Origin of the sequence: Halobacterium rubrum (assembly GCF_021729015.1) — an archaeon.
Taxonomy (GTDB): Archaea; Halobacteriota; Halobacteria; order Halobacteriales; family Halobacteriaceae; genus Halobacterium; species Halobacterium rubrum.
Map to the genome: position 1 here is coordinate 1 of NZ_JAJQQZ010000005.1, position 13,656 is coordinate 13,656.

General features: G+C 60.0%; 13 protein-coding genes and 1 pseudogene. 12 read left to right on the plus strand and 2 right to left on the minus strand.

Annotated elements, in window-relative coordinates:
• From LT971_RS15365 to LT971_RS15410, 10 genes and pseudogenes are all read left to right on the plus strand, one after another.
• Positions 1 to 283: pseudogene (locus LT971_RS15365) on the plus strand (hypothetical protein); the annotation flags it as partial.
• Positions 284 to 387: 104 nt separating this feature from the next.
• A complete protein-coding gene (locus LT971_RS15370) occupies positions 388 to 1,092 on the plus strand; it encodes a DUF2705 family protein (protein ID WP_237007830.1) in 705 nt (234 codons plus the stop codon).
• A 97-nt stretch (positions 1,093 to 1,189) separates the two neighbouring features.
• Positions 1,190 to 1,600 (plus strand): DUF7575 domain-containing protein, encoded by a 411-nt coding sequence (locus tag LT971_RS15375; RefSeq protein WP_237007831.1) that lies wholly within the window; start codon positions 1,190 to 1,192, stop codon positions 1,598 to 1,600.
• Positions 1,597 to 2,214, plus strand: a complete 618-nt coding sequence (locus LT971_RS15380) for a TetR/AcrR family transcriptional regulator (protein ID WP_237007832.1) — start codon at positions 1,597 to 1,599, stop codon at positions 2,212 to 2,214. Before LT971_RS15375 ends, LT971_RS15380 begins: the two co-directional genes overlap by 4 nt.
• On the plus strand, positions 2,211 to 3,671 hold the full coding sequence (locus tag LT971_RS15385) for an MATE family efflux transporter (protein ID WP_237007833.1): 1,461 nt from the start codon (positions 2,211 to 2,213) through the stop codon (positions 3,669 to 3,671). The genes LT971_RS15380 and LT971_RS15385 overlap by 4 nt, the downstream gene beginning before the upstream one ends.
• Positions 3,671 to 4,279 (plus strand): polyprenyl synthetase family protein, encoded by a 609-nt coding sequence (locus LT971_RS15390; RefSeq protein ID WP_237007834.1) that lies wholly within the window; start codon positions 3,671 to 3,673, stop codon positions 4,277 to 4,279. The genes LT971_RS15385 and LT971_RS15390 overlap by 1 nt, the downstream gene beginning before the upstream one ends.
• Positions 4,280 to 4,391: 112 nt before the next feature.
• Complete coding sequence (locus LT971_RS15395) at positions 4,392 to 7,409, plus strand: MMPL family transporter (RefSeq protein ID WP_237007835.1); 3,018 nt, start codon at positions 4,392 to 4,394, stop codon at positions 7,407 to 7,409.
• Positions 7,410 to 7,412: 3 nt separating this feature from the next.
• Positions 7,413 to 8,189 carry a TrmB family transcriptional regulator gene (locus tag LT971_RS15400; RefSeq protein WP_237007836.1) on the plus strand — a complete coding sequence of 259 codons (777 nt, stop codon included), beginning with the start codon at positions 7,413 to 7,415 and terminating at the stop codon, positions 8,187 to 8,189.
• Positions 8,190 to 8,430: 241 nt separating this feature from the next.
• Positions 8,431 to 9,033: a TetR/AcrR family transcriptional regulator gene (locus LT971_RS15405; protein ID WP_237007837.1), complete on the plus strand. Its 603-nt coding sequence runs from the start codon at positions 8,431 to 8,433 to the stop codon at positions 9,031 to 9,033.
• A gap of 131 nt (positions 9,034 to 9,164) precedes the next feature.
• Complete coding sequence (locus tag LT971_RS15410; RefSeq protein ID WP_237007838.1) at positions 9,165 to 9,371, plus strand: hypothetical protein; 207 nt, start codon at positions 9,165 to 9,167, stop codon at positions 9,369 to 9,371.
• Positions 9,372 to 9,498: 127 nt separating this feature from the next.
• Here LT971_RS15410 and LT971_RS15415 read toward each other — a convergent pair whose 3' ends face one another.
• Both LT971_RS15415 and LT971_RS16590 read right to left on the minus strand, forming a co-directional pair.
• Entirely contained in the window at positions 9,499 to 10,368 is an 870-nt protein-coding gene (locus tag LT971_RS15415) for a M48 family metallopeptidase (protein WP_425293292.1), read from the minus strand.
• A 197-nt stretch (positions 10,369 to 10,565) separates the two neighbouring features.
• A complete protein-coding gene (locus tag LT971_RS16590; RefSeq protein WP_425293293.1) occupies positions 10,566 to 10,892 on the minus strand; it encodes a HalOD1 output domain-containing protein in 327 nt (108 codons plus the stop codon).
• 205 nt (positions 10,893 to 11,097) lie between these two features.
• On the opposite strand from LT971_RS16590, the gene LT971_RS15420 reads away from it, so the two are divergent.
• Both LT971_RS15420 and LT971_RS15425 read left to right on the plus strand, forming a co-directional pair.
• On the plus strand, positions 11,098 to 11,748 hold the full coding sequence (locus LT971_RS15420) for a CBS domain-containing protein (RefSeq protein ID WP_237007839.1): 651 nt from the start codon (positions 11,098 to 11,100) through the stop codon (positions 11,746 to 11,748).
• A gap of 237 nt (positions 11,749 to 11,985) precedes the next feature.
• Positions 11,986 to 13,467, plus strand: coding sequence for an outer membrane protein assembly factor BamB family protein (locus tag LT971_RS15425; protein WP_237007840.1), 1,482 nt, complete (start codon positions 11,986 to 11,988; stop codon positions 13,465 to 13,467).
• The last annotated feature ends 189 nt before the right edge of the window (positions 13,468 to 13,656 follow it).

Sequence of the window (13,656 nt, forward strand, 5' to 3'; positions counted from 1 at the left end):
AGCCTGGCCACAGCTCGAGGGATACCTCCTCGATGCCCTGCAGTACGTGAACCTCGCTGGCGAGACGCTCCCGGATTGGGCGCGCTTCGTGTACGGCGCGGAACCGACCCTGCTCTACCAGCGTGTCATGGACGCGTTCGTCGCCGATGTCACTGTCGGGCCGTATCTCGGGCCGTCGGCACCGTGGTATCTCGGTGGTGGCACTGCCGCTGTGCTACTTGCCGTGTGGGCATTGCTCCCAGCGCTCGGAGGATACGTTCGATTTCGGAGGGCCGACCTGTGAATTGGCGAGCTGTCGCAAAAAACGACATCCGCCGCGCGACCAGTCAGCGAGCCATCTGGAGCCTACTGGGCGGATTCGTACTCGGATTCGGTGGACTTGCGGCGTTGCTGCTCTACGTCGGGGAGCCGAACTTCGAGGGGTATGTCGTGTTGGTCAAGGCCGGCGCTGGGTTGCTGGTGCCGCTCGCGGGGATTGTGCTCGGTTACGGAGCGGTCATCGGGGCGCGGGAGTCCGGGACTGCAGTGCTCTCGCTATCGCTTCCACTGTCTCGCGCTGATATCCTGTTCGGGAAGCTGGTCAGCCGGACCGTACTGCTGGTCACTGCGGTCGTCGTTGCCGCGGTCGGGACGGCGCTCGGAATGCTGGTCACGTATCCGTCGTTCGATAGCCTGCAGTACGCGGGTTTGGTTGCTGGTGTTGCCGGATACGGGGCGGTGTTTCTCTGGCTCTCGGTGGGACTCTCGATGGCGTTGTCGACGGCTCGGCGTGTGATTGCTGCTGCGTTCGGTGCGTACGTCGGGCTCACCCTATTCTGGAATGTGCTGGTGACCCTGACCGTTCAGATCTTGTTCCGGTTTCAGCCCCCACAACAGCCCGAGTCGTGGGCCACGTTCAGCACGTTTATTGGACCGTTCACGGCCTACAATTACGTCCTCGGAGAAGTGGCTGGAATTGGCGGAGTTCCGCCCGTCGCAGCCACGTCTTCTGCCGGGTTTATTTCGCCGGCAGTAGCGGTACTCGGGCTCGCTGGATGGGCTGTTCTCCCGGTCGCTGCGGGGTACGTGTCGTTTCGCCGAATCGACCTGTGACTCGCTGTGGGTCGAGTCAGGCGACGCTCGGTCCGCCCCGCCTCGTAGCTGGTGGGTGACCGAAACGAATATAGGTAACTGAATGTTCATTCAACACATGAGCGCGAACTCTCGAAAACGCCCCTGGCTCGCAGCCATCCTCTCCACGCTCGCTGCTGGCCTTGGCCACCTCTACCTGCGCCGCTGGCGGCGAGCACTCGGCTGGATACTGCTCGTCATCGCCGCGACCTACCTCGTCGGCCCCGAGACGCTCACCGCGTACCAGGCCGGTAACGCAAACATCTGGGACATCGCACCAATCCTCACCACCACCGCAGGAGCGGCCTTCGACGCATACGTCGTCGCTCGAGTAGAGAACCTCAAACTCAGAACGAAACGAGACAAGACAGACTGGGCGACGTGCCCGAACTGCCGGAAAGATATCGATCCGTCACTCGACTTCTGTCAGTGGTGTGCTGCCGACTTCTCGACTCCCGAAGACGACGCGAACGTCGACTCAGGGCAGTGACCCGTGACCAACCTACCTCCGCGTCCGTCGACTCGCCTCCGACGAAAGAAGCCCTCGTGCAAGCGACCTACCGGGCGCTCCGCGAACACGGCTACTCGGACCTCGCCGTGACCGACATCGCCGCCGAGTTCGAGAAGAGCAAATCACTCATCTACTACCACTACGACTCGAAAGACGACCTCCTGCTGGAGCTACTCACGTACGCCACCGACCAGCTCTTCGAGAATCTCGATTCAAACACGGGGCAGGGACATCACGACGACCTCCGGTACTTACTCACACTGTTGCTTCCACAGTCGCTCTCTGCGGGGCGACACGACGCGCAACAGATTCTCTTCGAATTACGGGCGAGGGCTCTCGTCGACGGCGCGTACCGCGTGCAGTTCACCAGATTCGACGAGCGCCTCTCAAGACGCATCGAGGACGTCGTCGCTGGCGGTATCACGGCTGGCGTCTTCGAGACAGCCGACCCTGCGTGCATCGCTGACCACGTACTGGCAACCGCGAATGGAGCGGCTCTCCAGCGACTTACGACCCACCGCGACCAGGGCGTCGAATACGCGCGTCGCGGGCTCGAAGGGTATCTAGCGGCCGAACTCGGGGTGTCGCTGTGAGCACGCGCGACGTGAACCTCACCGACGGCAACCTCGTGAAGCCGCTCCTCGTTCTATCCCTCCCGATCGTTCTCTCGCAGATGCTTCAGGTCGGGTACAATCTCGCGGACACGTTCTGGGTCGGGCGCCTCGGACAGGAGGCCGTGACGGCGCTGTCGTACTCGTGGCCGCTGGTCTTCCTGATGATTAGTGTCGCCGGCGGCTTCACCGTCGCCGGGACCGTGCTGGTGTCACAACACAAGGGCGCCGGAAACGACGACAAAATAGATTATGCAGCGGCCCAGACCGTCGGCTTCGTCGGTCTCGTAGCACTCGTCTTCTCGATTCTCGGCTGGCTGCTGACGCCCCGGCTGGTCACACTCGTCGGCGCGACAATCGGCACGCCGGAGTACGCACTCGCCGTCGAATACACGCGAACCATCTTCGTCGGTGTCGTGTTCATGTTCGGGTTCTTCGTCTTCCAGGCGCTCCTGCGCGGCTGGGGTGACACCCGAACGCCGATGTACGTGATGGCACTCGGCGTCGCATTGAACGTCGTGCTCGACCCGTTCCTCATTCTCGGGTTCGAGAGCAACCTCCTTCTCGAAGTCCTCGGCCTCGACGGCCTGCAGTCGTGGCTGTACGGTGTCACTGGCTTCGCGGGATTCGGTGTGCAGGGCGCAGCGATTGCGACCGTGGTGTCGAGGGGCATCGGGGCGATGCTCGGGATGATATGGCTGTTCTCGGGACGCGTCGGCATCCACCTCTCGTTCCGTGACCTCGTGCCGGACCCGGTGATGATTCGGCGCATCCTGAAAATCGGGGCTCCTGCCAGCGTCGAGCAGTCGACGCGGGCGCTTGGCATCACGGTTCTCACCGCACTGGTGGCGGTTGTCGGTGACCCGGCCGTCGCGGCCCTCGGTATCGGGAACCGACTCAACTCGCTGGTGTTTCTCCCGGCGCTCGGTCTGGCCAAGGGGACCGAGACTGTCGTGGGGCAAAACCTCGGGAGCAAGCAGACTGCGCGCGCGAAGCGTGCGGTGACCGTCAGCAGCATGCTCGTCGTGGGAGTGCTGGCGGTGGTGAGTGTGGTTGCCTACGTGTTCGCCGAGCCGATCACGAGCGTGTTCATCTCCGGCGGGGAGAATGCTGCGGAGGTCGTGTCCCTCGGCGCGGAGTACCTCCGTATCATCGGCCCGACGTTCGCGTTCCTCGGTGTGTTCCAGGTGGTGCAGAGCGCCTTCCGTGGAAGCGGCAGTACACGGGCTGCCATGGGTTTCTCGATTCTCTCGCTGTGGGTGTTCCGGCTCCCGATAGCGTACGCGCTGGTGGAGTGGGCTGGAATGGGCGCGGCTGGCGTCTGGTACGGGATTGCGGCGTCGAACGTACTCGCCTTGCTGGCGGCCGCCGCGTGGTACTACCGCGGGACGTGGGCGTCGGAGGTAATCGAACCCGGGACAGCTACTCCCGCAGATTGATGTCCGAAGCACACTCTGTCGACGTCGAGCGGTTGCGGTCGGAGGTCAGCGAGTCCGTTCAATCGGTGCTGGCGACAAAGCCGGACGGAAAACTCAGCGAGGACGCCAGCGCGTTTGTCGAGGAGCGAGCCCCAGGACGGGCTGCCTTGTTCACCGCTGCTGTCGGTAACCGGTACGGTGCGGTTGCGCCGGTGCGGGCGGCCACAGTCGTGGAGTTGCATCGATTACGTGCCGTCTGCCACGGCGAAGCACAGCGTGTGCTGGTGGGGGACGGCTTGCGGTCCGTTGCCGATTGGGTACTGCTGGACGGGCCGTGGCCGTCGGAGCGTCGATTGCTGGCCGTCAGAGAGTTGGCGAACGCGAGCGCGTGCTTGAATGCCAGTCTGACCGAATCGGCGGCGGTGTGTATCGACGCGTGGTTGGCTGCGGACGCAGCGAGGCTGGCGGATGCGTTGTTCCCGCTTTCGGACGACGTTGCAGTATCAGTGCGGGAGGTTGGGCGTGAAGTTCGATGGCAGGAGGAGTGGTGTGTTCCGGGTGTGCTGGAGGATGTGCCACAGGGTGTCGGGGAAGCTCTGCGGGCGGTTTCCGGCACTGAATGCCGCTAGTTTACTGAACGTTCGTTCAAATTCGACGTTTTTATGTACCGCTCAGACAGACGTTCGACTGGAGAACGACTGTCAGTATGAGACTACAAACACAGAATCCGGGGGTGGCGGAATGAGTTGGATAGACAAGCTCAGTACTGCCATCACCGAACACAGCCGCGCCGCAATCGCTGTCATGCTCGTGCTCACGGTTGTTGCCGGAGCAGGAGCAGGTATGGTCGACCAGTCGTCCTCGCTCGACCAGTTCCAGGGCGAGACAACTGAGTCACAGAAACTCGACTACATCAACGAGAACTTCCAAACGGGCAACCAGAACACCACGTCGGCACAACTCATCCTCCGTGGCGACAACGTCCTCTCGAAGGACGCGCTACTCGCCCAACTACGGACAGAGCAAGCATTCCTGCAAAACGATACCATCGACAGCACGCTGGCCGATGAACAGCCAGTGTACGGCGTGGCGAACGTCGTCGCTGTCGGCGCGATTCAGCAGGAACAAGCGAAGCGAGTCCGAGCGACCGCGGCCGAGTTACAGCAACTGAACGCCACGGTCCAACAGGAGAAAGCCGCGCTCGAGGAGCTCGGTGCGGAACTCGACGCGCGAAGCCAGACGCTCAACGAGACCGCAGCGGCGCTCCGTGGCGCGCTCGACACACTGCGCGAGAACCCGGATGTCAATGTCCGAACGCAGTTCGAGCAAGTAGCCAGTGAGACGAGCGTCGAGTTCACCGACGAAGACTACGCGACGTTCCAGGCTGCCACTGACCAACTCCGGAACGCGGAGTCTCAACAGGAAGCCACGGAGGCGTACCAGCTCGGCACGCAGGGCGTCCTCGCGGACCAGTTCCAGCGCCTGAGCGAGCGGGCACAGGCGCTCGAAGAGCGCCAGGCCGCCCTCGAGGAACAGGCAGCGAAACTCGAGGAGATGGCCGCAACTCTTCAAGACCAGCGCGCTGCGCTCCAGAACGCGTCCAGCGCGTCGCTAGACGAACAGATGACGCAACTCGAGTCGATGAACGCGAGCCAAATCGACTCGGTTATCGAGGCCGCGCTCAGCGGCGACGGACAGTCCTCGGGCGCACTCGCGTTCATGCCGACGTACTACGAACCCGGCGACACCGCCACGAACGCCACGATGTTGCTGGTCACACAGCAGTCTGGCAGTGGCGGGGCCGGCGCAGCTTCTGACGCGCTCGTCGACGCTCAACTGGCGATGCAGGATCTCGCCAAGCAGACCATCGAGAGCACAGAGGTCCTCGTGTTCGGGACCGGTATCATTAGCGAGGAAATCAACTCCTCGATGACCGACAGCCTGCTCATCGTCGGGCCGCTGGCGATCCTGTTCGTGTTCCTCGCGCTCGCCATCGCCTACCGCGACGTCATCGACATCCTGCTGGGGCTGTCCGGCATCGGTGTCGTCCTCGTGTGGACGTTCGGCTTCATGGGCTGGGCGGGCATCTCGTTCAATCAGCTCTTCATCGCGGTGCCAGTGCTGTTGATCGGGCTGTCTATCGACTACGCGATCCACATCTTCATGCGGCACCGCGAGGAGCGGCACAACGACGACACCCCGAGTACTGCGGCTGGCGCGATGAAGGTCGCGCTCACGGGCGTCGGCGTGGCGCTCGTCTGGGTGACCGCCACCACCGTCATCGGGTTCCTCTCGAACCTTTCGAGCCCGGTGCCGCCGATTCAGGAGTTCGGCGTCGTCAGTGCAGTTGGCATCTCAGCGGCGCTGCTCGTCTTCGGCGTCCTGATTCCCGCCCTCAAGCTAGAGGTCGATTCGTTCCTCGAGGGTCGGGGCTGGGACCGCAAGAAGCGCGCGTTCGGTACCGGCGGCGGCCGGTTTAGCAAGGTGCTGGCCGTCGGGTCCACGGCCGCGCGGAAGGCACCGTTCGTCGTGCTTGCCCTCGCAATCGTCGTCAGTGGTGCGGCGGCGTTCGGCGGCGCGCAGGTCGACACGTCGTTCAATCAGGAGGACTTCCTCGCGGAAGACCCCGCTGACTGGCAGAAAGACCTCCCCGAGCCGTTCGCACCTGGGGAGTACACGGCAAAGAGTAACCTCGAGTACGTCAACGAGAACTTCCTCCGTCAGGACTCCCAGGCCCAGATTCTGGTTGAAGGCGACTTGACGGAACCGGGGGCGCTGGCAGCTATCGACACGGCGGTGGAGACGGCGGCTTCGAGCCCCGTCACGCAGAAACTCTCGAACGGCGACGCGAACATCCGCAGCCCGCTCTCGCTGATTCAGCAGGTCGCAGCGAGCGACGACGGGTTCGCTGAGACGGTCGCGGCCGCTGACACTGACGGCGACGGCGTTCCCGACGAGAACCTCGATACCGTGTTCGAGGAGCTGTTCGCAGTCGCCCCACAGCAGTCCGCTGGCATCATCGAGCAGACAGACAGCGGCGAGTACAGCGCCGCCCGGCTCGTCGTCTCCACCAGCGGCGCGGCGTCGGGTGGTGAGGTCACCAGCGAGATGCGTGCCGTCGCAGACGACATCGAGGCCGGGAGCAGCCTGACGGCGACCGCGACCGGGCAGACGATTCTGTTCAAAATCGTGCAGGACCAGCTGCTGAACACGGTCATCGAGAGCCTGCTCATCACGCTCGCCGCGGTGTTCACGTTCCTGATGCTCACGTACCGTATCACTGAGGGGAGCGCGACGCTGGGCGCAGTGACGCTGCTGCCGGTCGTGTTCAGTGTCTCCTGGATTCTCGGAACGATGTACCTCCTGGACATCCCGTTCAACATCCTGACGGGGATGATTACGAGCCTGACTGTCGGGCTCGGGGTGGCCTACAGCATCCACCTCAGCGAACGGTACAACCAGGAGCTCGAACGCACCAACTCAGTGTGGACGGCGATGAACCGCGCCGTGACTGGCACCGGTGGCGCGCTACTGGGGTCGGCAGCGACGACGGTCGGCGGGTTCGGCGTGCTGGCGTTCGCCATCCTGCCGCCGCTCCAGCAGTTCGGCATCATCACGGGGCTGACCATCATCTACGCGTTCCTCGCGAGCGTGCTGGTGTTACCAAGCCTCCTCGTCGTCTGGACGAAGTACTTCGGGCCGGACGTCGACGAATCGGCGACGAGCGTCAGCGCGGCGACGCCCGCTCCGGAGGACTGACTGATGGACGAATCTGACGCGATAGACGCGATGGAGGAACTGGGCCTCACGAGGTACGAGGCACAGGTGTTCATCGCGCTCCAGCAGTTGGGTATCGCGTCTGCGAGCGAGATCGGACAGGCTACCGAAGTCCCCCGGTCACAGGTGTACGGCACCGCGGAGTCCCTCGAAGAACGCGGACTCCTCGACGTCCAGCAGTCGAACCCGATTCGATACCGTCCCGTCGGGCTGGACGAGGCCCAGCAGACGCTCCGGAACCAGTACGAGACGGCCGAGCGAGACGCGTTCGACTATCTCGAATCGGTCCGACAGCAGCAACCACACAGCGCCGAACAGCAAGAAGATATCTGGACCGTCCGCGGCTCGGACCACATCGACAAGCGCGTGCAGCAACTGGCCACTGACGCGACTGAGCACGTCGTCTACGGCTGTGGCGAGGCTCTGCTGGATGAGCAGACGGCCGAGACGCTGGTCGGCCGTGCGGACCAGGGCGTCGACGTGACCGTCATGAGCCGGGACGAAACGGTTCGCTCACGGTTCACGGACACCGGCGTTGGCACACTCGCGTTTCCCAGTGAGGTCGACTCGCCTCGGAATCAGGCGGGCCGCGTCCTTTCGGCGGATGGTGACACGATTCTACTGAGTGTGCTCGGTGCTTCAGTTACGCCTTCCGTGCCCGAGGAGACGGCCATCTGGAGCAGTGGGACCGGGTTCGCGGTGACCTTTACGCTGCTCTTGTCGAGCTGGTTCGAGATGCATCTGGGCCGGGCAGTATTATAAATTGCTGCCCGCCCCCGCTCGTGTGAGGTGGGCTGGATCGTGGAGCAATTAGCAGGCACTTTGATCCGAGCGGGGACGACGAAGCTGGGGAGGGCCAGCCAGCGGTCCCACCGGGGAGTGGTGAGACGGTGGCAACCCCAGCAGTACTGACTAAACGTACAGTTAACTTAATCGTGTCGGTCACGATCGGCGACACGCCCGACCGGGCAACCTTTTACTCCTACTAGACGTACATTCAGCCATGAGTGAAGCCGATACAGAGGGCGAGGACCTCGACACCGAGGACCTCATCATGCAGGCGACCTACCGGGCGCTATGCGAACACGGCTATCCGGCCACGAGCATCTCCAAAATCGCCGACGAGTTCGAGAAGAGCAAAGCCCTCCTCTACCACCACTACGACGACAAAGAAGACCTCCTCGCACACTTTCTCACCTACCTCATCGACCAGTTCGAGACCGAACTCGAGCAGAATCTACCGGCCGACCACCGGCAACGGCTCGAGGCCATCATCGAGCAAGCGCTTCCCGAGCCAGGTGAAGCCGAACAGTTCCAGTTTCGCCGGGCACTTCTCGAAATGCGGTCGCAAGCCCCCTACCACGAGACCTACCACGACCAGTTCGTCCACTCCGACGAGCTGGTTCTACGGGAGTTACGCGAAACCATCGAAGCGGGCATCGAAGCTGGGGAGTTCCGTGACGTTGACCCCGCAGAGACGGCGCAGTTCCTCTACACGCTCATCTACGGTGCACTGGAACGTGACGTCACCCTCGGGGAGGAGTCAGTTATCACGTTGACGCGAGAGCAGGTTCACGCCTACATCGCTGAGAACATCTACGAATAGACGACGCAACGTCATCGGTTTGTCTGTGGAGACAGTTCACGAGCGAGCAGTGGCTGGCTTCTGTCGTTGCTTCGTTCAGGTAGGTGAGAAGCGAAGTACCTTTGTTAACCGAACGTTCAGTTAACATGTTCATGGATTCCACGACGACACGACGATACCTCGGGCTCGGTGTACTCAGCGCCATCGCTTCGCTATTCGTGCTCCCGATCTCCGGGTTGGTCTCAATGTACAGCGCGTACAGACTCCACGATGAGGTCTCCCGACTGTACAGTTACCTCATCGGCGGCGTCGGCGCGTTCTCAGTCGCCCTCTGGGCTGTATACCTACTGACACTCTGACGCCAAACGATTGCGAGTTTGCAGATTCGACTAGACAACACAGTACAGTGAGAATCAGTTGGTTAGATCTGCTGGGGTACTGAACGGTCGTCGAGGACTGCCGTCAAACGTCAATAGACGTAGACGACTACGAGCGGAGTCGCCGGATGCGCTTCTCCATCGGAGGATGCGTAGAGACAATTTGCTGGAGAAAACCGCTGTCAGAACTGGAGATACAGAGCGCACTCACCTGCTGGTCGACATTCGAGTTACGGCGTCGATTCTCGTAGGCCCGACCGCGTCCGCGCTGGGCCCGCTGTGCACGTTGAGTCGTCTGTTGGGCCTGCTGGTTGCCCTGCTGGATTTTTTCGAGGGCGCGAGCGAGTGGCTCCCCCCGTCCGAGAACGTCTTTGGCATCGGCATCGGCGACGTACTCACGGTACCGTGAGACGGCGAGCACGAACAGCATCACGATGAACTGGACGATATTCCCGACGACGACCGCGAGGAAGAAGTCCGCGAGGTCGTTCTCCCCAGTGAACAGGACGATGTACTGTGCGACGATGGCGACAATCGATGCGATACCCTGGCCGAGTTGCATCGTGATCACGTCGCGGTTGTCGATGTGTGCCAGCTCGTGGGCGATGACCCCTTCGAGTTCATCGCGGTTGAGGAGCTGAATGAGTTCCTGGGAGACGACCACAGTTCCGTTGCCGCGGCGACCGACAGCGAACGCATTCGGGACGCCCATACTGGCGATTTTCAGCGAGGGCTTTTTCAGGTCCTTCTCTCGACACACGCGTTCGACGAACTGGTGAATTTCCGAGTACTGGTCTTCGGGGAGGTCTTCAGCGCCGACGCTTCGTAATGCGGCCCACTTTCCAATCTTGTACTGGGCGGCGACGAGCACAATACTGCCCACGATAGCGATAGGGAGAATGCCTTGACCGAACGCGACCATGGCTGCCGCCACGGCGACGAGGTAGAATCCAGCAAGAATCGCACCGACCACCGCCATCCGTACTTTGAGTCCAAAATGACGCATATTATACAGTAGGGATATCGCCGGTGGGCGAGTGGGCACTAACGATAGCTGTACCAGTCCTCTGGTTCTGTAGCCACTGGGGGGTAACGCCACCGTTCTTTGCTCCGATTGTTGTCGTCGGTTCTGTACGCGATCTGCCAGTGTCAGTGGATGAGGTCATTTGTTGGGGTCTACGTACTCGTGTTCGGTCCTTGGTTGGCAAGACTGACCGAAAGGTGTCCGTTACTGTGGACCGAGACGATACACTCGGACAGCGCGAACTCGACTTCACCAGTTGAGGGCGGCGATGCTTCGGCTGTTTCACCGAATAGATGGGAGAGCGCCACCGCGTGTGCCCGGTCATACTTACTGGCGACTGCCGAGCGGGCATCGCCGGTGACCGTCGACACGGCGTCGGTGACAGCCTCGTAAAGTGGGGTCTCATCACCCCATCGAGCGAGATAACGGCCGTGCCACGTCGCCGTCGACTTTTCTGGGGGTCGTGATTTCCCGGTCATTGCGTTCTGGGGCGTTTCGAGGTTTGCCCGTGTGCTGACTGAACGTTCAGTAACTATCAATCTTCCCCTACCAATATCCGCACCGACCTTCGATTTATGTGCTCACCAGCGCTCGAGATTACCATGTACACAATCGCTGACCTGCCCATCGAAAACACCCTCCAGACCGTAGTACGACCTCGGGCTCGAATCGGCACTCCGTCAGATGTTCGAGAACAGTTACACCCAGATCGGTGTCGAACGTGACGGCGAGCTCGTCGGGATTGTCACCTACAGGTCCGTGGTCCGGACCCTTCTTGCATTCCAGCGGCTGGAGGTCGGGCACAAAACGCTCGATAAGATCTCGGTCGGAGCGGCCGTCGAAGATGCACACACCATCAGCGAAGATGAGAACCTCCTCGCCGTATTCGATGCGCTCGCAGAATACACGTACATCGTGGTCAATCGAGACGATGGGTGGCGGATTCTGACTGACTACGACCTCCTGACGCGACTGAAGCAGATGCTCGAACCGTTTCTGTTGATCGAGTCGATCGAGATGCAGTTGCGGGAGATTTTCACGCGAGTGTTTGGGGATTCGCTGTCGGAGCAGTTGGCCGAAACGTTCGACGAGGAACACCCTCTGCCAACCCCGGCGTCAATCGAGCACTGCAGTTACGCACACTACGCACAGTTCATCTCGATTCACTGGGGAGAATTTGAATCACTCTTCGATGATCAACAGGATGTAATTCGCGAGCTAGTGCTTGAAATCGGGGATATGCGAAATCAGCTCTTCCACTTTCGAGTCGACGACCCGGAGGAATTCGACAGAGACCTGCTTCGCTTCGGTCAGTCGTACTTCTCCTCAGTGTAACTGCCGCGTTCGTGAGCGGAGTGGCCTGAGTATCAGACGGCTCGACGGCAAATTGAAGAACTGACTTGGGCCCTATGCATTGAGATAGCTAGTCTCAACTACTGTCGGGGGGTTGCCCCCCCACAGGTTCGGAAGGTGGCAACCTATAAATTATAAAGTTACTAATACTTTCTCTAAGCATCTATCACGGCATTTGATATATTGGGATGATCACTATAGGTTATGAAACGCCGGAGTGTGTTGGCCTCCGCTGGCTTTCTCGCTGGTGGAGGGCTGATAATCCCCTCTAAGACTACTGGACAGACGAGTCAGGAGTCTTGGGAGTCGTTCCAATCGGATCCCCAAAATACCGGCTGGACGACAACTGCTAGCGGGCCGACCACAGACGTTGGAACTGCATGGAGGTACGGAACCCGCGGTGAGATTACTGGAGGAGCGGTCATTGACAGCGGTCGAGCATATGTACCGAGCCGAGATGGTACTCTTACCGCAATTTCACTGGAAGACGGAAGTGAGATCTGGTCAAAGAATCTTGGTAAGCCACTCGACACAACTCCTGCGATAATTGATGGGACAATCTACGTTGGTGGCAGAAAATCAACCTTATACGGAGTACGTGATGACGGGACAGTTACCTTAGAGTACTCTCTCGCACAGTCAGATTCAAAACGAATGCTCTCGGGTACCTGCTCTGACGGTCAATCGTTGTACGCCCTCATCGGTGAATATGATCCCGTTGATGGGTGGAACGAGGGGAAGCTTACCGCAATAGATCCAAATGCGGGCGTAGAAATCTGGAGTGAACCGCTAATTTCCTCTGCTCCTCACACGCCAGCAATCGATAACGAAACGATCTATTGCTTCGGTGTTGGTGAACAAGATGGAGCTAATGGAGCTGTGCTCGCACTGAGTACAGCAGATGGAGACTTGGAATGGGCTGGCGGCAAGAACCGGGGGCCCGGGGGCATAACGACCTCTGGGAACTCCGTAATTTCGACAGCTGGAGGGACCGTTACGGCTCTTTCTCAATCAACAGGATCGACCCAGTGGGACGTCAACTTCCCTGATGAAGATAACCTGTGGGCAAATACGTCCGCAGCTGTCGCCGACCGAAGTGTCTACGTCGCTGTTCAGGGTGGGAACGAGTTCGGTTACCTCTATGATCTCGATCTAGTATCCGGAAAAATTAATGGACGAGTGGAATTCTATAACCCCATACAGTGTTCACCTGGCGTAACTGATGACCACATCTATGTAGCAACCGACGGAGGAAGGGTATCAGCAATCAACCGATCTGAACTTTCTAAAGACTGGACATTGGAAGTTGGCAGCCCCGTCCGCGCACCCCCCGCTCTTGTCGGGAACCAATTAATAACAGGGACGACTTCCGGCTACGCTGTTATGCTTCGTGACAATGGTAAGACACCCACATCTACGAGTCCGACAGCAACCCCCACCTCAGACAGAACGGAAACGGATTCTTTGACTACTCAAGAAACAGAGTCAGGGCAATCCGTAACTACAACTAAACAATCGACAACACCTACTTCCAAAACCTCAACACGGCCCAATACCAATGATCAAACGCCGTCACGGGGATTTTTCACAAATTCCGGAAACCCCACGATGTCATATCTAAATGACCCATTCTTATTGACTGTAGGAGGGTTCATGTTATCCGTAATTGGGATCCTTCATCAGTTACTCAGTGGTGATTAATTATGGCACGTGGATTACCTGCCGTATGGAGTACTATTATTGGGGGCGTATTTTGCTTGACCGGGCTCTATCTGTATACTGGTACCAATCGGTATCCAATCCTATTCGGCCTGCCATTCCTCTTGTTTGGAGCATTCATTATTTTGCTAGGGGTTTACATTCACTTCGTCACCGCTCCAGATCCCCCAA